This window comes from Bartonella sp. AC158YNML, from assembly GCF_042196725.1.
In the GTDB taxonomy this organism is placed as follows: Bacteria; Pseudomonadota; Alphaproteobacteria; order Rhizobiales; family Rhizobiaceae; genus Bartonella.
This window is the reverse complement of record NZ_JBHIQU010000003.1, coordinates 1-26,335: the sequence shown is the minus strand read 5'-3', so window position 1 is coordinate 26,335 and position 26,335 is coordinate 1. Positions and strand designations below refer to the sequence as shown.

22 protein-coding genes are annotated in these 26,335 nt (G+C 37.7%); 5 read left to right on the top strand and 17 right to left on the bottom strand.

Annotated features, from left to right (window positions below; all coding sequences use genetic code 11):
• The first annotated feature begins 205 nt into the window (after window positions 1-205).
• Together ACFIM1_RS02420 and ACFIM1_RS02415 are read left to right on the top strand one after the other, a co-directional pair.
• Entirely contained in the window at window positions 206-1,465 is a 1,260-nt protein-coding gene (locus tag ACFIM1_RS02420) for a lytic murein transglycosylase (protein ID WP_375608009.1), read from the top strand.
• 14 nt (window positions 1,466-1,479) lie between these two features.
• On the top strand, window positions 1,480-2,556 hold the full coding sequence (locus tag ACFIM1_RS02415; RefSeq protein ID WP_375609175.1) for an SGNH family hydrolase: 1,077 nt from the start codon (window positions 1,480-1,482) through the stop codon (window positions 2,554-2,556).
• Window positions 2,557-2,718: 162 nt separating this feature from the next.
• Here ACFIM1_RS02415 and ACFIM1_RS02410 read toward each other — a convergent pair whose 3' ends face one another.
• Window positions 2,719-4,743: a M3 family metallopeptidase gene (locus tag ACFIM1_RS02410; protein WP_375609174.1), complete on the bottom strand. Its 2,025-nt coding sequence runs from the start codon at window positions 4,741-4,743 to the stop codon at window positions 2,719-2,721.
• 951 nt (window positions 4,744-5,694) lie between these two features.
• Here ACFIM1_RS02410 and mgtE point away from each other — a divergent pair.
• From mgtE to ppa, 3 genes are all read left to right on the top strand, one after another.
• Complete coding sequence (gene mgtE / locus ACFIM1_RS02405; protein ID WP_375609173.1) at window positions 5,695-7,071, top strand: magnesium transporter; 1,377 nt, start codon at window positions 5,695-5,697, stop codon at window positions 7,069-7,071.
• 1,130 nt (window positions 7,072-8,201) lie between these two features.
• Window positions 8,202-10,028, top strand: a complete 1,827-nt coding sequence (gene typA / locus ACFIM1_RS02400; protein ID WP_375606747.1) for a translational GTPase TypA — start codon at window positions 8,202-8,204, stop codon at window positions 10,026-10,028.
• Between the two features lie 68 nt (window positions 10,029-10,096).
• Window positions 10,097-10,627, top strand: a complete 531-nt coding sequence (gene ppa, locus ACFIM1_RS02395; RefSeq protein ID WP_375606746.1) for an inorganic diphosphatase — start codon at window positions 10,097-10,099, stop codon at window positions 10,625-10,627.
• 52 nt (window positions 10,628-10,679) lie between these two features.
• Here the strand turns inward: ppa and ACFIM1_RS02390 are convergent, their stop codons facing one another.
• The 16 genes from ACFIM1_RS02390 to ACFIM1_RS02315 form a co-directional block, all read right to left on the bottom strand.
• Window positions 10,680-10,994 carry a DUF167 domain-containing protein gene (locus tag ACFIM1_RS02390; protein ID WP_375609172.1) on the bottom strand — a complete coding sequence of 105 codons (315 nt, stop codon included), beginning with the start codon at window positions 10,992-10,994 and terminating at the stop codon, window positions 10,680-10,682.
• Between the two features lie 22 nt (window positions 10,995-11,016).
• Window positions 11,017-11,310 (bottom strand): YggT family protein, encoded by a 294-nt coding sequence (locus tag ACFIM1_RS02385; RefSeq protein WP_375608003.1) that lies wholly within the window; start codon window positions 11,308-11,310, stop codon window positions 11,017-11,019.
• A 326-nt stretch (window positions 11,311-11,636) separates the two neighbouring features.
• Window positions 11,637-12,206: an invasion associated locus B family protein gene (locus ACFIM1_RS02380; RefSeq protein WP_375608002.1), complete on the bottom strand. Its 570-nt coding sequence runs from the start codon at window positions 12,204-12,206 to the stop codon at window positions 11,637-11,639.
• Between the two features lie 101 nt (window positions 12,207-12,307).
• Window positions 12,308-12,829: an RNA pyrophosphohydrolase gene (locus ACFIM1_RS02375; RefSeq protein ID WP_375609171.1), complete on the bottom strand. Its 522-nt coding sequence runs from the start codon at window positions 12,827-12,829 to the stop codon at window positions 12,308-12,310.
• Between the two features lie 39 nt (window positions 12,830-12,868).
• Window positions 12,869-14,179, bottom strand: coding sequence for a S41 family peptidase (locus ACFIM1_RS02370; protein ID WP_375609170.1), 1,311 nt, complete (start codon window positions 14,177-14,179; stop codon window positions 12,869-12,871).
• Complete coding sequence (locus ACFIM1_RS02365) at window positions 14,169-15,449, bottom strand: murein hydrolase activator EnvC family protein (protein WP_375607999.1); 1,281 nt, start codon at window positions 15,447-15,449, stop codon at window positions 14,169-14,171. The genes ACFIM1_RS02370 and ACFIM1_RS02365 overlap by 11 nt, the downstream gene beginning before the upstream one ends.
• A 96-nt stretch (window positions 15,450-15,545) precedes the next feature.
• Window positions 15,546-16,028, bottom strand: a complete 483-nt coding sequence (rlmH, locus tag ACFIM1_RS02360) for a 23S rRNA (pseudouridine(1915)-N(3))-methyltransferase RlmH (protein ID WP_375609169.1) — start codon at window positions 16,026-16,028, stop codon at window positions 15,546-15,548.
• 1 nt (window position 16,029) lies between these two features.
• The gene (gene rsfS / locus ACFIM1_RS02355; protein WP_375607997.1) at window positions 16,030-16,416 is read right to left on the bottom strand and encodes a ribosome silencing factor; all 387 of its coding nucleotides are present in this window, start codon (window positions 16,414-16,416) and stop codon (window positions 16,030-16,032) included.
• 111 nt (window positions 16,417-16,527) lie between these two features.
• Window positions 16,528-17,121, bottom strand: coding sequence for a nicotinate-nucleotide adenylyltransferase (locus tag ACFIM1_RS02350; protein ID WP_375609168.1), 594 nt, complete (start codon window positions 17,119-17,121; stop codon window positions 16,528-16,530).
• A 29-nt stretch (window positions 17,122-17,150) separates the two neighbouring features.
• Window positions 17,151-18,407, bottom strand: coding sequence for a glutamate-5-semialdehyde dehydrogenase (locus ACFIM1_RS02345; protein WP_375609167.1), 1,257 nt, complete (start codon window positions 18,405-18,407; stop codon window positions 17,151-17,153).
• Between the two features lie 45 nt (window positions 18,408-18,452).
• Window positions 18,453-19,592, bottom strand: coding sequence for a glutamate 5-kinase (gene proB, locus ACFIM1_RS02340; RefSeq protein ID WP_375606818.1), 1,140 nt, complete (start codon window positions 19,590-19,592; stop codon window positions 18,453-18,455).
• 1 nt (window position 19,593) lies between these two features.
• Window positions 19,594-20,619 carry a GTPase ObgE gene (obgE, locus tag ACFIM1_RS02335; protein WP_375606736.1) on the bottom strand — a complete coding sequence of 342 codons (1,026 nt, stop codon included), beginning with the start codon at window positions 20,617-20,619 and terminating at the stop codon, window positions 19,594-19,596.
• Window positions 20,620-20,817: 198 nt separating this feature from the next.
• Window positions 20,818-21,546: an RlmE family RNA methyltransferase gene (locus tag ACFIM1_RS02330; RefSeq protein ID WP_375609166.1), complete on the bottom strand. Its 729-nt coding sequence runs from the start codon at window positions 21,544-21,546 to the stop codon at window positions 20,818-20,820.
• 29 nt (window positions 21,547-21,575) lie between these two features.
• Window positions 21,576-22,886 carry a Ppx/GppA phosphatase family protein gene (locus tag ACFIM1_RS02325; RefSeq protein WP_375609165.1) on the bottom strand — a complete coding sequence of 437 codons (1,311 nt, stop codon included), beginning with the start codon at window positions 22,884-22,886 and terminating at the stop codon, window positions 21,576-21,578.
• Window positions 22,887-23,807: 921 nt separating this feature from the next.
• Window positions 23,808-24,404, bottom strand: coding sequence for an invasion associated locus B family protein (locus tag ACFIM1_RS02320; protein WP_375609164.1), 597 nt, complete (start codon window positions 24,402-24,404; stop codon window positions 23,808-23,810).
• A partial coding sequence (locus ACFIM1_RS02315; RefSeq protein ID WP_375694477.1) for a Vomp family autotransporter occupies window positions 24,401-26,335 on the bottom strand: 1,935 nt, incomplete at its 5' end. The genes ACFIM1_RS02320 and ACFIM1_RS02315, both read right to left, overlap by 4 nt.

The following is a 26,335-nucleotide window of genomic DNA, read 5'->3' as shown; positions in this document are numbered from 1 at the left end:
AATGGTAAAAAAGATATCTTATTGTTTTGATTATCATTATAATAGGCAATCAAAAATGTAAAAAGAATCTGAGAATTTATTGAAGGAATTAAAACGAATTATTTATTTCAGTTTTTTCCTATTCTTGATCATATTATCGATTAAACTAAATACAAAATAAAGTTATTGCACATCTAATGAATTGAATATTAATGGGGATTTCAAAATGCAAAAAACAGAATTGAAGAGTTTCTCTTTTTTTTTAGAGAAGTCAATAGCTTGGAGACCCCTTGTCACTGGCTCTGCCATTCTTTTGTCTGCTTTTTTAATGTTTTTTGCATCATTTTCACATGCGGATAGCGGATTTAAACACTGGATTAAAGAGTTTAAAAAAATAGCTATTGCTCACAATATTAGCCCTTCTACGTTTCATATGGCATTTAAAGACATTAATGCCATTGATCCAGAAGTTTTAAAAAGCGCCGCATACCAACCGGAATTTATTGCTCCTTCATGGAACTATTTCGATAATCGTGTCCATGATATTGCTATTATAGAAGGACGGCGCCAAGCAAAAAAATGGAATAAATGGCTTCTTCAAATTGAAGAACGTTTTGGTGTTGACCGTAATATTCTGCTTGCTATTTGGTCAATGGAAAGCAATTATGGGAAAATTTTAGCCAATAAAAGTGTCATGCATGATACCATTCGCTCGCTTGCAACCCTAGCCTATGCCGATAAAAAACGCGAAAAATACGCACATACACAACTTATTTCTGCTATGAAAATTCTACAAAGTGGTGAAATTAAACGCTCTCAACTCACTGGATCTTGGGCCGGAGCATTGGGACATACACAATTTATTCCAAGCAGTTATCTCGCCTATGCTGTTGATATAAATCAAGATGGACGGCGTGATATCTGGAACTTTGTTCCAGATGCTCTGGCTACTGCTGCTAATCTTCTTCACAAAAATGGCTGGCAACCTAATCTTATTTGGGGAGTAGAGGTAAAAGTGCCGCAGGGAAAAAAACTTCCTGAAGGCTGGTATTCCTTTGAACAATGGAAAAAATTAGGTGTAAAATACGCTAATGGGCATCCTCTTCCTACATTAGCTGAACAAGCAATGTTAAAATATCCAGATGGAGAAAAAGGACCTATATTTTTAGTCACAAAAAATTTCTTTGTTCTAAAACGTTATAATAATGCAGATCGTTATGCTCTTGCCGTTGCCCTTCTTGCTGATCGCATTGCTGGACGGCCTGGATTAGTGCATGATTGGCAAAGACCTTTTCAGCCTATTACCTTCCAAGAATGTAAAGAACTGCAATCTCGCTTAAGTGCATTGGGATATTATAAAGGAGATATTGATGGACAAATCGGAACAGCCTCTCGCAAAGCAATCAAAGCTTTTCAGCTGCATTACGGTCTAAAAGAAAATGGATATCCATCATCTCAAGTGCTTTTTCTCCTTCGCCAACAATAATGGAGAATAAGGTCTTGTCTCTTTTGCGTCTGATATACTTGATATTCTTACTGTTTTCATTTTCTATTGTGGGGATCATACAACCATCCCCAAGTAAAGCAACGAACTTCTTCAAATGGTTGTCACAACATAACAAACAGACGCAACAACCACCGCAAATTATAGAACAAAAAATAAACAAGCCGCAAAAAAAGATCGTAACACAAAAAAACATACAAAAGCTAAAAAATGAGAACGCAAAGCGCATTCTTGTCATAGGAGATTTTACAGCTTCTGCTGTTGCCGATGCACTTAAGAAGTTTTTTATAGATAATAGTGATATCGTTATTATGAACAACACAATGCCAGCTTCCGGATTAGTTCGAACTGATTATTATTCTTGGCAAAGCAATATTTCTAAACTCATTAATCAAAATAACCCCGATGTCATTATCATGATGATCGGGGCCAATGATAATCAACCCATCATAGACTCTCATCGCACGATTAACACAGATCAATCAGAATGGATGCACATCTACAAACAAAGAATTATCGAAATTGCTGAAAGTCTTCATGCCTCTGGAAAATCGTGGATATGGATAGGTCAACCTTCTTTTGGAAATAACCTTTTGACACAAAAAATGAAAATTTTTAATGCGCTCTACAAACAAGTAACAGAAACAGCAGGAGGATATTTTCTTGATATCTGGAGTGGCTTTAGTGATGAAGAAGGAAACTTTTCTTTTTCAGGCTATGATATTAATGGAAAAATGACCAAATTGCGCACCAATAATGGCATGCATTTCACTTCTGAAGGAAAGAAAAAACTTGCTGCTTATTTAGAAAAGCCATTGAAAAATATTTTAAATTTTCATGCCTTTTCTCATGAAAATTCTTACTCAACCGATCAAGTTATTAAAAAACTTATACAAGAATCAGAGAATCAAGAGCGGAGTAAAATTATGCGTCAGCCTCCAATGAGCCTTAATGATATGGTACAACAAAACACCCACCTCATAGGCAGAAAAAAATCAAGTTTTATAGAAAAATCATGGTTTCCACCAAATGGACATCAAAAAGATCGAGCTGATAATTTTTCTTTCCCATAATGTCTATTTAAAATACAAAATCTATTTTCCCCTATAAACAAAAAGCGAATAAGATAAAAACACTGTTTACATAGCTATAATGAAGAGAAAATTTGCATAAATTGCAACTACATCTTTGCGAAGAATATGAAAACGGCATGGTTAGCACCATGCCGTTATATCTTACAATCCACGTTTGTTAATCATTGCCTCTGGTAAAGGCATCCGTCCCCGAAAAGCTTTATAAAGCTCCTCTGGATCACGACTTCCCCCAGCAGAGTAAATAAAACGTTTCAACTTATTAGCAAGCTCTGAATTAAAAACATCTCCCGTTTCTTCAAAAGCCTGAAAAGCATCAGCATCAAGCACTTCTGACCACATATAAGAATAGTAACCAGCGGCATAACCATCCCCTGCAAATACATGCATAAAATGTGGAGGACGATGGCGCATAATAATTGTATCAGGCATTTGCAGCTTGTCTAATTCTTGGCGTTCAAACACTTTTGGATCAGTTACTGTTTCTCCTTGGTGAAAAGCCATATCCACGAGAGCTGATGAGATAAATTCAACCGCAGAAAATCCAGCATTAAATGTCTGTGCTGCTAAAACTTTATCTATCAACTCTTGTGGCATAGGAAGCCCTGTTTTTGCATGTATAGCATAAGATTTTAATATTTCTGGTACAGTTAACCAATGTTCATAAAGTTGAGAAGGCAGCTCAACAAAATCACGCGCAACCGATGTTCCCGATACAGATGGCCATACAACATCAGAAAGCAAACCATGCAATGCATGCCCAAACTCGTGAAAAAGCGTACGTGCATCATCAAGAGATAAAAGAGCAACCTCCCCTTTGGATGGTTTAGCAAAATTACAAACATTGTAGATAATGGGCTTTTGTCCGCCTTCCAATTTATGTTGTGATTGCAAACTACTCATCCACGCACCAGACCGTTTTGAAGAACGTGCAAAATAATCACCAATGAAAAGCCCAAGTAAGCTTCCATCAGATTTCTTTACTTCCCATAAACGTGCATCAGGATGCCAAAGTGCAACAGCATTTTTTTCTTCAAATGTAATGCCAAAGAGTTTTTCTGCTACTCCAAAAGCCGCTTTAATCATATGATCAAGTTGAAAATAATATTTAATTTCAGCGCCATCAAAAGAAAATTTTTCAGTGCGAAGTTTTTCAGCATAATAACGCCAATCCGAAGCTGTTAAAGATTCATTGCTTCCCTGATTATTGGCAAAATTTTGTAATCCAATTTGCTCAGTAGAAGCCTTCGCTTTTGCTCGCTCCCATACAGGCATAAGCAAATTCATAACAGAATCAACACTTTTAGCCATGGTATTATCGAGTTTTAAATCCGCAAAAGATTTATATCCCAATAATTTAGCTTGCTCATCTCGAAGCGCAACAACCTCTAAAATAATGGTTCGATTGTCATTCTTGTTATTATTTTCACCACGTTTAGCCCAAGCTTGGAATGCAACTTTACGCAAATCACGACGATCAGAGAATTTTAAAAAAGGTTCAACAATTGAGCGTGCTAGTGTTAATGCATAGGCTTCTTCACTGCCTCTTTCGTACGCAATTTCTTTCATTGAGGCAATAAGATCTTCCGGTAAACCAGATAAGTCTGTTTGTTTTAAAAATAGAATCCATTCAGCTTCATCGTTTAAGACATTTTGCCCAAAAGTAGCATTTAAAAAAGCGAGTCTTTCATTAATTTCTACAAGCCGTTTTTTCGCTTTTTCATCTAATTTTGCACCATGACAAACAAACTTTTTCCACCATAATTCAAGAACACGTGTTGTTTCACTCTCAAATGTCCCCTGTTGCGACTGTTTATAAAGCACATCTATTTTCGCAAATATCCGTGCATCCATCATCATTTTTGAAGAATAACGAGAAAGTTTTACAACGAACTCTTGTTCAAGCTGTTGAATCAACGCATTCGTATGAGCACTGGTACGCAAGAAAAATATTGAACAGATACGATTAAGCGCTTTGCCACAAAGCTCAAAAGGTTGCAAAAAGTTCTCAAGTGTTGGTGGTTCTTGCACCATCGCAATCGCTTCTAGTTCTTCTTCGGCTTCTTGAAGTGCCTGTTCAAAAGCGGGTTTAAAATCTTCATCATTTATAGAAAAAAAATCAGGAAGACCTGAAAATCCCTTCCAATTCAGCACGGCTTCTTTTGTCATAATACTTTATGTCTCCATTATAAATTTAGGCTGTAATCATTATCTTTACGACACAAATTGATAATATACTAAAACTATTTTGTGAGTTTCAAAACTACCTGTCAAAGCTCTATTGAAGTAAAAAACCTTAAGATCGTAAGATTCTCTCATTTCAGACCTGTTTATGTTGAATCAATCAAAATCACTTGCTTGTACATCACAAGCGGAGCTGGCGTGTGGGTAAAAGCCGTAATAAGAAAGGAATAAAAATAGCTCTTATGAACCGTCTTAAATGCTAAGAACACCTACAAGCTAGCAAAGTGTTGTGATGGTACTGGTTTGATCCTTCATAAGCATAAAGATGGAAGTGTTCAATGCATTTACCTTTATACCCTTCACAAGCGCCGTCGTGAAATGGGCTTGAATGCTCTTTGAGAGATATTTCTTAAAATAAGCGCGTGAAACTGCAATACAATGGCGTTCTGTTTTACGTGAAGGGACGGTTGCCCCATTACAAGAACGGAGGTTCCTACCAGTCTCTGGACTGTCAACAGTCCAGCTTATCTCGGCGGATTCTACCTGCTAACCACTCATGCAGTTTACTTCATAAGCGCAACAGATAAGCCCCTGCCCTGAATACGGATTGCGATATCTAAAAACACTTAATATGTAAAGCTTTTCATGCCTTATATCACCGCTCTAAACAACGGTGTTTGACGGCATAATAAGGTAAAAATGGGAACTGATTTTTACATTTACGCCTTCATATTATCCTCCAATCAAGCTGTATTCTCGTTTCAGCAATTCAGAAACTTGTTCATAACTGATAATTTATCCTTGACTTTAACTTAAAATATTAACAATTGAAAATATAGTCGGGGAGGTTTTTTTCAAATCTTCCATAAATTTTTGTTTTTATCTCATCTATTATTTAGATTTACAACTCCCCAACTCTTCAGGAGGTACTTTATCATGACTGAAATTAAAACGGCCTTCGACTTCAAAAATTTTTCTCCTGAAGCTCTCGCTGAAAAATTAAAAAATCAGCATTTTGCAGACTCTATTGATATCATCAATGATCTCGATATCATGGAACGAGTTACTATTCTTAGTCTTCTACCTCTTGATTATGTTATCGAACTTTTTGATAAACCAGAGCTTGAGCAACCTGCTGCTATTTTAGAACTTCTCCCTATAAATCGTGCGGTTGAAATTCTTGATGGCATGTCTGCAGATGCTGCTGCAGACGTCTTTCAAGAAATAAATAAAGAAACCCGTACACGGCTTTATGCCTTGCTTAAACCCTTAACACGTGCGGAACTTAAAAAACTTACCAGTTATCCTGATCATACAGCAGGGGCACTCATGACAACAGAGTTTATAGCAGTTCCTTCAAACTGGACCATACAAAAAACTTTGGATCATATTCGTGAGGTCGAGCGAACACGTGAAACAGTTTATACCAGCTATGTGATTGACCCTAAAACAGGGATTCTTCTCAAAGCTGTTTCACTGCGTAACCTTATTCTTGCCTCACCTGATGAACAAATCCTTAATGTCCCTACCCATGACTCACCCATTACAATATCGCCCTTCACACATCATGAGGATATCGCGCGCCTTTTCCAGCGCCATGATCTTCTGTCGGTGCCCGTCGTTGATGAAAATAACCATGTCATTGGCATTGTAACCGTGGACGATGTGCTTGATACTATGGTCGATGAAATGAATGAAGATGCCTATAAATTTGGGGGTATGGAAGCGCTTAATAAGCCCTATATGCAAATCAAGTTTCCTGAAATGATGAAAAAACGCGGAGGCTGGCTCGCTTTACTCTTTATCGGTGAAATGCTAACAGCAAGCGCTATGCAACATTTTGAAACTGAACTTGAAAAAGCGATTATTCTTACACTGTTTATTCCTCTCATTATGAGCTCAGGAGGGAATTCCGGCTCACAGGCTACATCCCTTATTATCCGTGCATTGGCTTTACGTGAACTCACATTAAAAGACTGGTGGAAAGTTATTATTCGTGAAATTCCAACAGGATTATCCCTTGGTCTCTTACTCGGAATTATTGGCATTGCGCGCATTGCTCTTTGGCAAAAACTCGGTATCTACGATTATGGCCAACATTGGATTGCTATTTCAACAACAGTAGGTACAGCTTTAATCGGCATCGTTACCTTTGGTTCTCTCTCTGGATCGATGCTACCTTTTATCCTTAAAGGTTTAAAATTTGATCCAGCAAGTGCTTCTGCTCCTTTTGTGGCAACTTTAGTCGATGTAATGGGCATTATAATCTATTTTTCTGTAGCTTCCCTCATTTTGTCAGGAACTCTCCTTTAAATATATGAAGGAAAAACGCACCGTTATGGAAAGATCTTGTCATATCATTTAAGATCTTTCCCTAAAAAACAAACTCCCGTATTTGTTTTCTTTCGCCCTACTTCATAGATAATACACTTTTTTATAATGATAATGTATCGTTTTTTTAGATTGAATAATAACTCCAAATACTGCAAGATTATCTTATCATAAACCTTCTCATCTTGAATCAATTAAAGTCATCTTTTTGCATACCACAAGTAGAATTGGTGCGTGGCTAAAATTATTCAAGAAAAGAGTAAACTACTTCTTATGCCCCCTCTCTAGTACTAAAAACTGTTGCAATATTGACAGCTAAAATAGAGTAATAATAATGATAATCCATGGGCTTTATACTCTTCATAAAGGTGTTTATATTATACCATTTATGGGAACTATCGTAGAATGGATAAGGTATACATTAAGAAATCCCTCTTTAAGACAAATACATGGATATGCAATAACAAGTGTAATTCTGTTTGAAACGTTCTAGTTTTCAGGCAAAATATTGATTTATATATACAGTGCACTGTTTTGCATATTGAATGAGAGTCCCGAATAACGTAAGATTCTCTCATTTCAAATCTGTGCATATTGAATCAATCAAAACCATTCGCTTGCACGTCACAAGCGGGGGTGGCATGTGGGTAAAAACTGTATAAGAAAGGATTTAAAAATGGCTCTTATGAAGAGTCTCAAGTTCCAAAGGCTATAGCAACACCCACGAACTGGCAAATTGTGTGATGATGCTGACTTGTTACTTCATAAGCGTAAAGATGGGGGTGCTCAATGGATTTACCTTTATACTATTCTTACAGACATTTATATCAATTTCTCGTGTCACGTTCATAAAGATCAAATTGATGATGATTTATGGACAAGTCTTAGCTTGAGAATAAAACTTACCGGTACTATAAAAGTTTTTTTATGAAACTCCAGCAATTGATACTCAAGAAAGCATTAAAAACTTGAGTGAATACTCTTACCATAAAAATATTACCTCCATCTTCCAAAATTATAAAAAAACATGTAAAAGATTTTTTGATAGTCAGGTAAAGAATGTAAATACTTTGCCTCAAATGGGATTTCATTAAACGAAAAGAAGAAAATTTATGCAATTGCGTAACATTGCCATCATTGCCCACGTTGACCATGGGAAAACAACGCTTGTGGACGGACTTCTCAAGCAATCAGGAAACTTCCGTGATAATCAGCGCACAAGCGAACGTATGATGGATTCAAATGATATTGAAAAAGAACGTGGAATTACAATTCTAGCGAAAGTGACATCTGTTGTTTGGAAAGATACTCGAATTAATATTGTTGATACACCAGGACATGCCGATTTTGGTGGAGAAGTTGAGCGCATTCTAAACATGGTTGATGGAGCCATCGTCCTTGTTGATGCAGCTGAAGGACCAATGCCACAAACAAAATTTGTCGTTGGCAAAGCATTGAAAGTAGGTTTGCGCCCTATTGTTGCTATTAATAAAATTGACCGACCTGATGCACGCGTTGATGAAGTTATTAATGAGGTTTTTGACCTTTTCGCTGCTCTTGACGCAACTGATGAACAGCTTGATTTTCCCATTCTTTATGGTTCAGGACGCGATGGATGGATGGCTGAAGCCCCCGAGGGACCAAAAGATCAAGGATTAGGTCCTTTATTTGATCTTGTAACGCGGCATGTTCCTTCCCCTAGCGTCGCAGAAGGCCCGTTCCGCATGATTGGAACTATTCTTGAAGCGGATCCGTTTTTGGGACGAATTATTACAGGTCGTATTCATTCTGGCTCTCTAAAACCCAATCAAAATGTCAAGGTTCTGGGACAAGATGGAAAACTTTTAGAAACTGGGCGGATTTCAAAAATTCTAGCATTTCGTGGTCTAGAACGGCAACCTATTGAAGAAGGAAGTGCTGGTGATATTGTTGCGATTGCAGGTCTGCAAAAAGGTACCGTCGCTGATACTTTCTGTGATCCTACGGTTAATGAACCCCTTACTGCCCAACCAATTGATCCTCCTACTGTGACGATGAGTTTTCTCGTCAACGATAGCCCCCTTGCAGGAACTGAAGGCGATAAAGTAACAAGTCGTGTCATTCGTGACCGATTGTTAAAAGAAGCAGAAGGCAATGTCGCTCTTAAAATTGAAGAATCAGCCGATAAAGATTCTTTCTACGTTTCAGGACGAGGAGAATTACAGCTTGCAGTTCTTATTGAAAATATGCGCCGTGAAGGATTTGAGCTTAGTGTTTCACGTCCACGCGTTGTTATGCAAAAAGATGAAAATGGAACAATTCTTGAGCCAATCGAAGAAGTTGTTATCGATGTCGATGAAGAATATTCCGGTACTGTTGTACAAAAAATGTCTGAACGTAAGGGTGAAATGGTGGAATTACGTCCTTCTGGAGGTCATCGTGTCCGCCTTGTCTTTTACGCCCCAACTAGAGGACTTATTGGTTATCAATCTGAACTTTTAACGGACACACGTGGTACAGCAATTATGAATCGCCTTTTCCATGCTTATGAACCTTATAAAGGAGACATTGCTGGTCGCGTTAATGGTGTTATGATTTCTAATGACAACGGTGAATCTGTTGCTTATGCTCTTTTTAATCTTGAAGATCGTGGACCTATGATCATTGATGCAGGTGTGAAAGTCTATCAAGGTATGATTATTGGCATCCACTCACGCGATAATGACTTAGAAGTTAATGTGTTAAAAGGAAAAAAACTTACTAATATGCGCGCTTCCGGAAAAGATGAAGCGGTAAAGTTAACGCCTCCCATTAAAATGACATTAGAACGTGCCTTATCATGGATACAAGATGATGAACTTGTGGAGGTAACCCCTAAAAATATTCGTCTCCGCAAACTCTATCTTGATCCCAATGAACGTAAACGTTTTGAAAAAACACGTGCATCAATTTCAAGTTAATTTCATAATCTCTTTGGTAAAATATTTAATTGTATTGAGCCTCACTATATTCCAGAAAGGATGTCTCTATGAATATTAAGGAAATACCCGTAGGCAAAAATCCACCAGAAGATATTAACGTTATTGTGGAAGTCTCTCTTGGTGGTCAGCCAATAAAATATGAGATGGATAAAAAGTCGGGTGCATTATTTGTTGACCGTTTTCTTCATACATCGATGGTTTATCCTGGAAATTACGGTTTTGTCCCTCATACGCTTTCAGATGATGGTGATCCTATTGATGTCCTTATCTGTAATACCCGTCCACTTATACCTGGTTGTGTTATCAATGTTCGCCCCATCGGAGCTCTAATGATGGAAGATGATGGTGGTAAAGATGAAAAAATTATTGCCATTCCCACGACAAAATTAACAAAACGCTATATCAATATTCATGACTATACAGATCTGCCCGAGATTACACTCAAACAAATTGAACATTTCTTCAAGCATTATAAAGATCTGGAACCTGGAAAATGGGCTAAAATTGAAGGATGGCGTGATAAAAACTTTGCTCATGAATTAATTAAGCAAGCTGTTGAGCGCAATAAAAAAGTATAACGATTTTAATAAAATAAAGCCTATTTTTTATAGGCTTTATTATTTATTTCTTCTACAAAATATACTCTGTGAAGGATTGCCATATCTGTTGTAGCTCTTCTAAATGTGTTGAAAAGTAAAGTTGTTTGTAGCGAGATATTGCGCCGCTTTTCAGGAAAATAGAAGAAGATGGGATTTTCCACTGCTTCGCAAGAAATTTAATGAGAGCTTTATTCGCTTTTCCATCTTCAGGAACAGCACGAAGGCGTATAACCAGATATTGCTTTTCACCATCCCTACATTCAACCCCTATTATTTTGTCAACAGATGATTTGGGAATGAGATATACAAACAAAATCAAGTTATTTTTATCAACTTGATAAAACATGTATTCGCCTCAAGTAACATTTCTATACATACATGTTTGCGTAAACACGCCACATAAAAGTACGAATAAAATAAATAATAACGAACACTATAATAGGTGAAATATCAATTGTTCCCAAATTTGGTAAAATTTGCCGGATACGGCTTAGAACGGGATTTGTAAGACGATATAGAAAGCTTCCTATCAAAACAACAAAGCGATTGCGTGAATTTATGATATTAAAGACATAAAGCCAAGAAAAAACAACACTAGCAATTAGAATATCAATATAAATCTCAAAAATCAAATCAATCGTTCGAAGCAATGCATAAATCATGCGTCATCCCTTTCAATCAAGGAAACAGAAGAGCGTATAGAAAACCTTCATTAAAGCAGGCCTGTGTATCAAAAAATGGTTTTATATTTCAATACTCTTTTTTCTTGAATAAAAACCAGACATCTAAATTCTTCATCTCTCTATTTAATGACGATGCAGTTAGAAAACAAATATCAAAATTAAAAATAGCACATAAAATAGAAGAAACGGCAAAAAATCTGAATATCCCTTATAGGATTAATCTTAAATCTCATCGTTTTAATTATTAATTATAAAAAACAAACAAACTAAAAGCGGCCTTTAAAAGGCCGTTTTTAGTTTTAAAATTATTTTTGCAAAGCAGTCAAACGATTAAGAGCATTGCTAAAACCATTCAGCTGAACAAACAAATCATTCAAAGGCGGTTCACCTGCAGCAGCAATTGTCATCGCCAACTTTAATTGCTTTCCTGCACGTAAAGCTGCTACGTGACTTTTGTCAAAAACGACTGGCACCATGCAACCTGCTGGCACACAAGTCCTTATACCAGTTTCAATAACAGCTTTTCCTTCATCAACTTGCAAACGAACAGGTTTAGAAACCAAAATGCCAAAAGGAACGGTTAAACTACCTGATACAACACCCTCAGCATTGAGAATAAGGCTCATAGCCACAACAACACGCCCTTGCTCATTTACTTCTTGACGATGCATAAAGCAAACTTTTTTCCCTTCTTGTAACCCACAATTAATGGTCCACAAGCCATAGGTTTCAGTTAAAGAAGAAGCACCATTTGGTAATGTCTCTACTGCATCTTTTGCATCTTTTGTTGCAGAAGGCTTTGAACCTGTTGCAAATGCAACAGATGAAATACTCAAAAGAGTACAAACTATAAGTAAATTAAATAACTTTTTCATTTTATATCCCTGTTCTTTACATAAAAGAGAAACATATTTATTATTTATAAATTAATATAAAGCATCTCAATACAAAAAGCTTTCTTATAATCATATAGCTTTTATAACAACCGAAGGCTACCTCGAAATTCGCTAACAACTTTCATATAAACATGCTTTTTAAAAGAAACAACAATTAAAGGAAGGGTTTCTAGATCAACCCATTTCCATTGATCGAATTCCGCTTTATTGCCTTCTGGCGGCGGATTAATGGCAATTTCAGAAATCTCTCCCGTAAACTGAAAAGCAAACCATTTTTGCATTTGCCCACGATATTTATTGCTTAATGTGCACCCAACAAGTTCTTGTGGAAAATCATAGCAGAACCAATTTTGTGCTTCTTTAATCAACTTTACAGATCGAATACCAGTTTCTTCATAGAGTTCACGATATGCCGCATCTAATGGCTTTTCATCTTCATCAATCCCTCCTTGAGGAAGCTGCCAACGATGAGATATTTCAATATCTGCATGAACAGGCGTCATTAAACGACGCCCAACCCAAACTTTACCCTCATGATTAAAGACAACAATCCCAACACATTTGCGATAAGGAAGAGCCTTTAAATTAATACCCGCATCCATTTAATATTCCTCAAAAGTGCAAGCTATAGATATCATTTTTCACTTTAATATATCCTTATTGGGATCTGGTGGGAATGCTGCATTTGCCATTTCACCCCGTAACAGTTTATAAGCCTCATTCAATTGAATATCCTCTTTAGGGTCTTTCGGAACAAAAGCAGCTGAACCAGAGCCTTTATTACTTTCCCGTTTCCCTTTGATATGTCCTTTTAATGCAGACTCACCAACTTTTACATCATAACCCTTATATTTTTCGGGGAGTGGCTGCTCTACAATAATATCAGGCGTGATCCCTGTTCCTTGAATAGAAGTGCCAGATGGCGTGTAATAAAGTGCTGTTGTTAAGCGTAAAGCCCCATTTTCACCCAAAGGAATAATTGTTTGAACAGATCCTTTACCAAAAGACTGCGTCCCTAAAATTGTTGCACGACGATGATCTTGCAATGCACCCGCAACGATTTCAGAAGCACTTGCCGAACCACCATTAATGAGGACAATGAGCGGCTTTCCATTGGTGACATCACCTGGCTTCGCATCAAATCTCGTCACATCACTCTTTTTGCGCCCACGAGTCGACACAATCTCACCTTTATCGAGAAAAGCACTCGAAACATTAACAGCTTGATCTAAAAGCCCACCAGGATTAAGCCGTAAATCAAGGACATAACCTTTTAATTTATCTTCAGGAATTTGAGATTGGATATCTTTAATTGCCGCTAGAAGATTACCCAATGTCTGCTCAGAAAACTGAATAATTCTCAAATATCCAATGTCACCCTCAACGCGATATTTCACCGCTTTCACTTTAATGATATCACGAACAATCTTAACTTCAAATGGCTTATCAACGCCAGAACGAATAATTGTCAAGGTAATTGGCGTTCCAGGAGCCCCTCGCATTTTATTAACAGCTTCATTCAATGTTTGACCATTCGTTTGTACGTCATCAATTTTTGAAATAAGGTCTCCTGATAAAATACCTGCTTTTGAAGCAGGTGTATCATCCATTGGAGAGACAACTTTAATTAAGTTTTTCTCCATAGTGACCTCAATACCAAGACCGCCAAATTCTCCTTTCGTAGAATCCCGCATGTCCTTGGCTTCTTCAGCATTCATATAAGATGAATGGGGATCAAGCGATGTAAGCATACCATTGATAGCATTTTCGATAAGCTTTTTATCATCTGGAACCGTCACGTACTGCATACGAACACGTTCAAAAATATCGCCAAATATAGCCAACTGCTTATACGCATTACCTTCATTGTTTGCAGCAACAGACTGCACCATAATCATTGAACTGGCGCCGAGCAATACCCCAGCGACCAAAAGAATAACTTTACGAATCATTTTGGCTCCTTCTCGTTTTTTCAGTCTGCCACCAAGGAGTTGGATTTATAGGTTTTCCCTGCTTTCTAAACTCAATGTAAAGCATTGGAGCAGTTTTGCCTATATCCAATGCAACACTATTCGCAATAAATTGCATCTCCATCATACCCAAAGGTTCCCCTGAAAGAACAAACTGCCCTTGTTTTACATTAATTTTCGACATTCCGGTAAGAATGATATGATAACCATTTCCAACATTGAGAATAATTAACTGTCCGTAAGAACGAAATGGCCCAGCAAAAGCAATAAAAGCATCCACAGGTGATATAACAACAGCACCTGACTCTGTTTCAATCGTTTCACCAAAGCGCGTAATCTGCGAATTATTATGAGAAAATCGAATTCTTTTTCCTGAAACAGGGAAAAGTAAAGAACCTTTTCGGCTTTCAAAATTCGACTGCTCTAACAATTGTAAATTTTTCCGTACCTGTATTGATGAATCAGAGCTAAATTTTGACTGACGATCAAGCTCTAAAATCAATTCTTCCAAAGACTGCGCTTTTTTAGCAAGAGAAATATTTTTTTGTTGCTGTTCTGTAAGTTCTTTTTCTGATTTTTCTTGTAGCTTGTTTTTTTTGTCTAATAAAAGCTCTAGACGTTTTCGCTGCTCTGCTTGATTTTGCAGTTTTGTCTTTAATACCGTATATTCCATGGTAATGGAATTGCTTAAATTGGTCAACTCCTTGAGTTTCTCTGTTAAATCTCGTGTTTTCTCTTGCATTTGAGGAATAACAGCGCCTAATAAAACAGAACTACGCATAGAAACCAACACATCCTCTGGCTGTATCATAAGAGCAGGAGGGGGATTCAATCCCATACGTTCCAAAATTGCAAGAACTTCCGCAAATTCAGCACGACGACTTTTTAAACTTTGATAGACTTGTACCCGCTGTTCTATCATTTTCTTAAGCTTTTCTTCCCTTTTAGCAATATCATCTGCTACTGTACGTTCTTCTTTAGCCGCTTTTATAAGTGCATCACTCAAAACACGTTGATCTTTTTTTAAATGCTCAACTTGACGCGTAAGAATAGTAACACGCTCACGCGAAAGTGAAATATTTTGGCGAATTTCTCCCAATGCTTTATGTGCCGCCGTACTACTCATTGTATCTTCCGCATGCGATGCAGAAAAGCAAAAAAACATACTCAAGAGTAGTACCACAAATATCACGCATTCCCCATATAAATATTGCATCTTTTTATGAAGAATCTTTTTCATTTGCACAACCATTACAGCTCATCGTATACATTAAAGATGCTTTAAATGGTGTCGGCTAAAACAATATTAATAAATAGATAAATAAGTACTAAAAATTGCACAAAAATATTAAAAACGATGATACGGATGATGATTTGCAATTGTTACAGCACGATAAAGTTGTTCTGCAAGAAGAATGCGCGCAATTTGATGTGGCCACGTCATAAAACCAAAAGATAAAAGAAAATCAGCACGATTTCTTATCTGTTCATTATGCCCATCTGGCCCCCCCAAAGCCATGATGACATCTCGAATGCCTTCATCACGATAAAACCCTAATTTTTCAGCAAAAGCAGCTGAAGAAATCGACTCTCCGCGCCCATCTAACACAATTAATTGATATTTTTCAGGCAAAAATTCAATGAGTCTCTTCCCCTCTTCCTCCATACGCTGACGCGCTGTTTGAGCACGACTTTCTGATATCTCGTGTAACTTTTTTAAATGAAATCCTACAGCACCAGAACTTTTAGAAAAACGATCCAAATAATGTTGAACCAATGTTTGCTCTGCCCCACTTTTCATACGACCAACCGCAAAAATAGAAATTTGCATTTTAATGATCTCCGAAAAGAACTGATGTTGTATCATTTAAATCCGGCGTCATCCATATTTTTTCTAAATTATAAAAAAGACGAATTTCTGGACGAAAAAGATGAATGATAATATCACCTGTATCAATCAATACCCAGTCACCTCCAGCAAGCCCTTCTACACGCGCAAGCCCCTGCCCACTATCTTTCCAAGTATGTAATAAATGATCAGCAACAGAAGATACATGACGCTGCGAATTTGCTGAAGCTATGACCATATAATCAGCCAAAGATGACTTCCCTCGAATATCAATAGCAACAATATCTTCTGCTTTTGTATCTTCTAAACTCTTGAGAATAACTTCAAGACTCTCACTAACAGAAAAAACTTTTTTTTCTTTTGAAGGCATAATATCATAAGAGTGTTTGTGTGCAACGTTTTTCAGATCAATATCCTTTCTTGTCGTTGTGTAATGTCAAAAAGAGACTTCTTTAGAAAGAAGCAGAATCTTATGAAATGTTCAAGAAAAATCATTCTTCTCCAAACGAAGGTTTGTTGAAGATTGAAAAGATAAAGGTCCATGCAAATAAGTCCAAACTGGCGGTTTTATAAAAGGTAAGCGCCCACTTTCTCTCTCATCCAAACGAAATCGGCGATAAATCTGTGCCATAGGAGAAAAGAGTGCCGACCTACTGCCTAAAGGACGATCAATAATCGCAATAGGAAGCATAGAGACAATATCACGCCATCGATACCAATGATGTATCGTTGTAAAACTATCCGCTCCCATAATCCATACAAAATTTACACCACTGTAATGGGTAAGAATATGGAAAATTGTATCTACCGATACTTTGCTCCCTATAGCTTTTTCAAAACCTGTCAAGCGAATTTTCGGATGGTCAATAAGTTTAAAACTTAATCGCATTCTCTCCTCTAAAGGGAGTAACTGTGTACAATCCTTTAAAGGATTGCCTGGACTAACCATCCACCATAACTGATCAAGATGTAAACGCCGAATGGCAATTTTTGCAACGAGAAGGTGCCCCGCATGCGGCGGATTAAAGGAACCACCAAAAAGACCTACAACATTAGATCTTTCAACATGTGGCATACAATTTTTCCATGGAAAAAATAGGCTTTTCAAACTCTAACCTGACCATTTCCTTTAACATGATATTGAAATGATGTTAGCTGTTCAACACCTATGGGACCACGTGCATGCATTTTTCCTGTTGCGATACCAATTTCCATTCCAAAACCAAATTCACCTCCATCAGCAAACTGTGTCGATGCATTGTGTAATAAAATAGCTGAATCTAAATGATTAAAAAAGATCTTCACCACTTCCAAATCCTCAGCAATAACCGATTCCGTATGTCCTGATGAATAACGCTTGATATGAGCAATAGCTCCCTCAACCCCCTCAACCGTTTTAACAGAAAGAATAGCATCAAGATATTCATGTGACCAATCTTCTTCAGAGGCTAATTTTACATCTGGCATAAGAAAAACAATATCTTCTGTGGCGCGAATTTCACATCCCTTCTCCTGTAAAGCAGTTAAAACAGGAAGAAACTTTTTTAATGCTTGGCTGTCAATGAGAACTGTCTCAACAGCACCGCATATCCCTGTTCGCCGCAGCTTTGCATTTAAAACAATATTGCGTGCCATATCTAAATCTGCCGATTTATCAATATAAATATGACAAAGTCCCTCCAAATGAGCAAAAATTGGAACACGTGCATCAGACTGAACGCGGGCAACAAGGCTCTTTCCACCACGTGGTACGATCACATCAATCGCTCCATCCAATCCTTTGAGCATTTCCCCAACGGCAGCACGATCTGTCGTTCCAACCATTTGGATAGCATCTTTGGATAAACCAGAGCGCTCTAATCCTTGTACCAACGCACAATGAAGTGCATGAGAAGAATGAAAGCTATCCGAACCACCGCGCAAAATCGCAGCATTGCCCGCTTTTAAACACAAAGCACTCGCATCAATTGTAACATTTGGGCGACTCTCATAAATAATGCCAATTACACCAAGAGGTGTTCTTACACGACTTATATGAAGCCCATTGGGGCGTGTCCACGCGCTTATGACCTGCCCAACAGGATCAGATAAATGAGCAACTTGACGAACACTATCTATCATTGCACCCAAACGCAATTCATCTAATCTAAGCCGATCAATCATTGCTGCTTTCAAATTATTCTGAGCAGCCTTCTCTAAATCCAAACAATTCGCCTGTAAAATTTCATCTGAGTAAGCCTCTAGGCTTAAAGCGATCATTTCCAATGCATTGTTCTTTTGCTCAGAAGAAGCAACAGCCAATGCTGCAGCGGCATAGCGTGCTTTTTGTCCCATATCTTTCATTTTTTCTTCTAAAGTCATCGTATCATCCACTCTGCCAAAATAATAAAAACAAAAGTAACTTTTTTAAACAGAATTGATCAAGCAACGTACAATCATATCATTACGATGCACCATAGCAGAGCGCGCCTCATACCCAAGAATAGCTTCAATTTCTTCACTTTTATGTCCTATAATGCGTACAGCCTCATCTTTGTCATAGCTTACAAGTCCACGCGCAATCTCAACTCCATCTGTACCAACAATTGCAACCGTATCCCCACGCTGGAAATTTCCCTCAACGCCAATAACCCCTGCTGCTAATAATGATTTTCCTGTTTCAAGAGCCCTAATGGCTCCTTGATCAATCGTCAAAACACCAGATGGATCTAAATGACCAGAAATCCATGTTTTCCAAGCATTGACAGATTTCTTACTTGCTGCAAAAAAACTCTTGCGTTCACCTTTGTCAATTGCAGCAAGGGGATTCATACGTTTGCCTGAAGTGATAATCATCGCCGTTCCAGCAGCATTAGCTATTTTTCCGGCATCAAGCTTAGTCTTCATTCCTCCCCGCGAAAACTCTGAAGCAGCAACATCTGCCATTTTTTCGATATCATGCGTAATGGATGCAACAAAAGGTATAAATTCAGCCGTAGGATCTCTATGGGGAGACTTTGTATAAAGACCATCAATATCAGATAAAAGTATTAAAAGATCTGCCCTCACCATTGTTGCCACACGTGCAGCTAAACGGTCATTATCACCATAACGAATTTCAGTTGTCGCAACAGTATCATTCTCATTAATAACAGGCACAGCCCCCAAATATAAAAGCATCTCAATCGTTGCACGTGCATTGAGATAACGTCTTCGCTCCTCCGTATCAAATAAAGTAAGCAAAATTTGGCCTGTTTTGAGCCCATGTTGAGCAAGTGCATCACCATAGGTTTTCGCTAACTCAATTTGCCCCAAAGCAGCACATGCCTGACTTTCTTCCAATTTCAAAGCCCCCTTAGGAAGCTGTAGCAATGTCCTTCCTAAAGCAATAGCCCCTGAAGACACCAATAATATCTCTACACCTTTTTTGTGTAATCCAACAACATCACTGATCAAACTTTTAAGCCATTCAACCCGTAACCCTGTCTGAGGATCAACCAAAAGTGCAGATCCAATTTTGACCACGATACGTTTATAGTGTGTGAGTTTTTGCAATCCAACAGCCATCTCAATCAATCCTGCTATCCCCACCGTTCTCCTCTTTACGTGAAATTTCAATAATACGTGCACCAGCACGCAGCACATTTTCTAAACCTTCGCGACTAACCGCAGAAAACATCATAACAGGTTGATCCGTTACTCTTTGTAAAGCTTCCTGTTTCGTTTTACGCTCGTCAACCGTGAGCGTATCTATTTGGCTTAAAGCGACAATTTCAGTCTTATTACTTAGATTGTTTCCATAAGACTCAAGTTCATGACGCACAATTTGATATGCTTTTGCAACATCTTCTTCTTGAGCAGAAATCAAATGAAGGAGGACACGACAACGTTCCACATGTCCTAAAAAACGGTCTCCAATTCCCACCCCTTCATGGGCTCCTTCGATTAACCCCGGAATATCAGCCAAAACAAATTCACGACCATCAATTCGTACAACACCAAGATGAGGATGTAGAGTGGTAAAAGGATAATCTGCAACTTTTGGTTTTGCAGCCGTCACAGAAGCTAAAAAAGTCGATTTCCCAGCATTTGGTAAACCAACAAGTCCCGCATCAGCAATTAACTTCAAACGAAGCCATATTGCACGCTCTTCTCCAGACAAACCTGGATTTGCACGACGCGGTGCCCGATTTGTCGATGTTGTAAAGTGAAGATTGCCAAAACCGCCATTCCCGCCTTTTGCAAGGCGATAGCGCTGTCCCACTTCCGTTAAATCACAGATTAACGTTGTATTATCTTCTTCAAAAATTTGCGTCCCAACCGGAACTTTAAGGATGACATCATCACCCTTCTCACCCGTCATATTACGCCCCTTGCCATGTCCCCCTGTTTTTGCTTTGAAATGTTGTTGGTATCGATAATCAATCAGCGTGTTAAGCCCATCAACAACAAGCGCCCAGACATCACCTCCCCGCCCCCCATTCCCCCCATCAGGCCCCCCAAATTCTATGAATTTTTCACGACGAAATGATACTGCTCCAGAACCTCCATTACCAGAACGAATATAAACTTTAGCTTGATCAAGAAATTTCATTGGAAGCGCTCACTGAGGAATCAATCTTTCTACCTCTATAGGCAATATATTAATTTTACCAGTTTTTCATCATTGTTAACAGAGAAACTCTAAATATCTCTGAATAACTATTTGAAAAAATCATCATACTTAAATACATGCGTAAAGTTAAGCTTTTTCAAATACGTAAGTAAAGTTAAGCCTTCTTAAAAGAAGGTGCTATTCTTGTATTTTTGTTTTTCCCTTAAATTCAAGCGCTAAAAGATAAAGCTCCACTGATTCTGATCGACTTGCGGGTGGTTTAACATGATAGACTTTTTTAAAATGCTGTTTTAGTATTGTGAGAAGAGTGTTTTCTGCTCCACCTTGAAAAGCCTTTGCCAAAAAATGCCCACCAGGTTTTAGAACAGAAAGAGCAAAATCAGCAGCAACTTCACATAAATAAATCGTTCTTAAATGATCTGTTTGACGATGTCCTGTTGTTGGTGCAGCCATATCAGAAAGCACAACATCCGGCTTTGTTCCTAAAGCATCAATTAATTTCTGCGGTGCATCTGCATGTAAAAAATCCATTTCCAGCATTACAACCCCAGGCAACGGATCAACATGCAAATAATCAATACCAACCACGCTAGGCTTTTCATCACTTGACCCTACTATATGCCCAGCCACCTGACACCATCCCCCAGGTGCTGCTCCTAGATCAATAACCTTTTGTCCTTTTTTCAAAAAACTATAACGTTCATTAATTTCAATGAGTTTATAAGCCGCACGTGAACGATAACCATCTACTTTTGACTGATGAACATAAGGATCATTCAGATGCCTCTCTAACCATCGCCGTGATGAAGCTTTAATGGTTCCTGCTTTCTTTTTTACGCGCTGATATAATTCATGTGACCCTGAACCTCCATAGCCACCCTTGGGTGTTTTTGTTATTTTTTTCATCGTTATTCATTGTCTCCATATTTAGTTCTCTAACGCTTGAAATCTCTGCTCTTTCTATGACGACACCATACACCATCGCGTAACATCAGCTCTATTAAAATTCCTTCCCTTAATCCACGATCAGCAACCCTTAAACGCTGACTTGGCCAAACTTCTCGAATAACATCTAAAATTGCACAACCAGCTAAAACTAAATCTGCTCTCTCTCGCCCAATAAAAGGACTTATTACGCGTTTTTCTATATCCCATGACAATAGGCGTTTTGTCATAAGAGTAATGTCTGCATCATTCATCCAAATGCCATCCACTTTTCTTCTATCATAACGCTCTAAATTAAGATACATTCCTGCTAAAGTCGTAACTGTACCAGAGGTTCCCAAAAGATGAAACTTCGGACCTTGCGCTAACTCTCCTAATTTATGACGATCTGAAAAATTATTTAACAACCTTCGCACATAGCTTTTCATTTTTTCAAAATCGTCTAAACTAATATTATTTCCTCCAAAACGTTCAGCAAGTGTAACAACACCAACAGGAAGAGAAGTCCAAGCGATAATCTGTCCAGATAAACGAAAAGAACGTTTTTGAGAAACATCAAGGAGAACAATTTCTGATGATCCTCCTCCAATATCAAAAAGCACAATTGCATCAATATTTGGCTCAACAAGCGTACTGCACCCTGTAACCGCAAAACGCGCTTCTGTTTGCCGATCAACAATTTCCAATTCAAGACCTGTTTCATCCAAAACACGCTGAATAAAATGCCTACCATTTTCCGCTGAACGGCAAGCTTCCGTTGCAATCAAACGATAACACTTAATATGCCTTTGTTTTAATTTTAAATGACAAATCTTTAATGCTTCAATCGCACGATCCATAGCTTGCGTATTAAGAAAACCGTTATTTATTAAACCTTCTCCCAATCGTACAATACGAGAAAAAGCATCAACAACACGAAAATATCCAGGTTTACTGGGAGATGCGATAAGAAGACGACAATTATTCGTTCCCAGATCAAGCGCCGCATAAAGAGGTGGGGATTTTACTTGAGAAAACCGTCGAAGAAAAGGAACTTTGAGTTTTTTTGTTTTTTGAGCTCCTATCATTGTCTGACCATGAAACTCAAAAGCTGTTTCCGATTGAATAAAAACCTGTTTCTGTTTACAATATTTTTTTCTCTGTTGTCCCTTTATATCAACAAATATGGAGTGTGCCTCTGTTCGTGACAATGCAGAAAGATTGTTTTTATTACTACCACACGGATCATAGAACTGATCTGCTTCAGTATCGCATGTTTCTCCTCGCTCTGACTCTTTTGAACCATAATTTAACGGGGTCATTTCTCTCATCCTTTGAGCGTTTCCCCCAATAAATAAACGCAAAAACTCTTCTACTCACTCCTAAATAAAGCAACAATGCAGCATCAAATGATAAAAGAAACCATTCCTTCTTTTTCTATCATCAAAATTTTCTACGCTAGCATTATTCAGATTTTGGTATAATCTTTTGGTTGTTTTCATGAAATCATTCTTCTCTTTATGAATTGAAAACTATAAATTAATCGTTTACGTTCACATTAATTTTTATAAATTATGCTCTTTTCTTTATACCATTTACCGGAGCACACCTCTATTGTAACAAACCAGCACTATCATATTATCTGCTGACTCCTAATGTTACAAAAACCTATATATTGGAATAGTTTATAAGAAGAATTTTTACTTTTTTCTTCAATAGCTTTCTCCACACACTAGCCTCGTTTGACGAAACAGCTTTGATTATATTGGAATAAAAGTTCCGTAGTACTACAAAATGCAACTACAATAGCTGTTATCTCGTGAATACAAAGAAAAACTATCGTTCAAAAAATTCTCTAGGATTATAAATTTATCTATTATTACAACACTTCAATTGAAAAATATTAATGCTTAATCAGATGACTCTAAAAATCCATATGAAGTTAAAAAATTTAGCCTACTCATTATTGTAAGGAAAACGTATTTTCATTTATTTAAAATTGAGTATTTCTAACAAATAATGCAATCACTCTCTAAGCTTTATGAAAAACTCTAACTTGATTTTCTATTACACATAAATCACTTATTGTGACTTTATATTCATAAAATTCCTACTCTTTTGAAGAAATCACCTCTATAGCATATTACATAAAACTTTTTACTTATCTTATCCTATAATTCACATTAAAAAATATAACACAACGAGTTATGAAAAATGACCCTTGTTAAAATCACTCGATGTTTCTAAGGACGCAAAGAATTAAGTGCTGCATTTAATCCTTTAAATGGTACAGTAAAAGAAAATACCTTTCCCTCTTTAAGCTTATAAGAAATACGTACTTTATTGTTCTGCTCTATTTGTTTAGCAAAAACTGGCCCTACAGGTGATTGTGCCAAACAAACCGTTTCATTACATTGCGTATAATGAATAAGAATAGGTTTTTTATAACCTTTCACAAACATTTGAATCGGAACATTTATATCAGAATTTGGCAATGTTCGAAAAAGCATCACTGCTTGACCATTTGTCGTAGAAACAAGAGACCAACTAAAAATAGTATTTCCTTCCTGATCATGAACAGTCTGTGTTACATTACATATACCTTGCTTGAGCTTTTGTTTTTCATCACAAATCAAAGTCCAGTCATAAAACTGCATAATAATTCGGCGTGTTTCACCAGGTTCACCCTTAGGTATCGATAAGTGCGGTGGATGCACTGTATAAATATTATCATTCTCATTAGCAAAGCTTTCGCCCTTGCCTATTAAGACAAGAGCAAACAAAACATTCACTAACATACTTCTCTTTTTTATAATAATAGTCATTTTCTCTATTATCATCTCAACCTCAGAGTAATCCCAGCGCCTATGCCCCAATGACCTCCAGCACTCGTAATAGATACATTCGAGCGGATATTTCCATCTTCAGATGTATAACCAGCACCAATAGCAAATGCCGATTGACTCCGCCACAAACCACTACCAAATGAGACACTTAAGGATCCTGGTATATCATAGTAACGTAAATTAGACACAGCCAAACCAATAGCAGCGGCTTGCCTTGCCTCCTTGCGAACATCTTCAATGGCATAATTTAACGTCTCAAACTTCATATCTGTATAAGATTTCGACTCGTTAAGACTATCATTGACAAGACTACTAACTTTATCATCCGTATATTTCTTCGCATCGTCAAGAACTATCTTCATCTGCTTTTCTGTATAATCATGCAACTGACCACCATTAACAGCTTCCTTAGAACCTGTCTCAATCTTACCATCCCCGACATTGTCTATCAACACAGGTTCACTGTCATTCCCACCCACCAATGTGATGCTATTGCTCTTCTTACCTTCCGCATCTTTGTCATAGTTAACAGCTCCATCTATAACCGCAGTTTCAATATCTTTAACATGTTGGTCTAGCTTATCTACCTTATGATCAACCTCGTTGACCTTCTCATTCGTCTCCCATAGCTGACCTCCATTCACTACTTCTTGCGAACCTTTTTCAACCTTGCCACCCAAAACATTCGTAATCTTACTCGAAACCCCCTTATAACGCGCATCATACGACCCAGCGTCTTCATTCCAATGCAAACTATTCGTATCTATATTGCTAGAAACCTCTTTAATTCGGTCGTTGATAAGTGTCATACTCTCACTAACACCTTCAAAGGCACCTGCAACATCATTATAGTTCTTCTTATCTGATAAACTACCATCTGCATTGAAGCGCGCAACCTTGAACTCTGGAGCATGCCATGCGCCACCTTCATAGCGCGCTCCTCCACCTAAATACATCGATAGTGTCTTATTCAAAGAATAAAGCTGGTTACCCGTAATCGCCTCACTAGACCCTTCAGAAATATCTCCATCTAAAAGTAACTTCAGTTTGCTCTTGCTTCTTTTGTCACCTTGCTCATGAAGCGCTACAAACGCACTATCTTCATCACTCCACAACAATGCATTCTGCTTAATATTATCATTATCTGTAATATCATTGTGAAGCTTCGTGAATGAACTGCTTACACCTGCAAACGCTTCTGCAATATTGGCATAGCTATGTTCTTCAGCATTTCCAGATTCATTAAAGGTCGTAACTTTGAAAGTAGGCGCCGTCCATGCACCATTTTCATAGCTCGCACCTCCACCAAAATATGTCGCTAGTGTCTTATTCAAGGAATAAAGCTGGGAACCATTTACTGCTTCTGTTGAATCTTCAGAGAGAGTTGCCGCTTTCACGCCAAAAATACTACGTGTATCACCATTACTGTTTGCAATTGTGATTGTTCTGCCCTCTGTTTCAGCCCCAATCTTGATTACTTTCGTTTCAGAATCCTGCTTAACAAGACTGTCTCCTACAACTTTATTAATCTCATTCTTAAGCTCATTATGAATATTCGTGAATGAATCCCCTACACCTGTAAAAGCTGCAGCTACAGTACTATAATTTTTATCTTCTGTTTGACCATCAGAGTTGACGTTCTTAACCGTGAATACAGGAGCGGTCCATTGACCTTCTTCATATTTAGCGCCACCACCTAAAGACTTCGCAACATTATCACCTAACGCATGAAGCTGATTACCCGTCACTGCATCCGTCGAACCAGATTGAATGGCCCCATCTAATAGAGACGTAAGCTTACTATTTGTTTTACTACCTTCTTTGCCATGCGTTGCTACAAAGGCTTTAGCCGTTTCACTCCACAACAAGGAATCGCTTTTTGCATCGGCAATGTCTTTGCCTATTTCATTCTTAATATTCGTGAT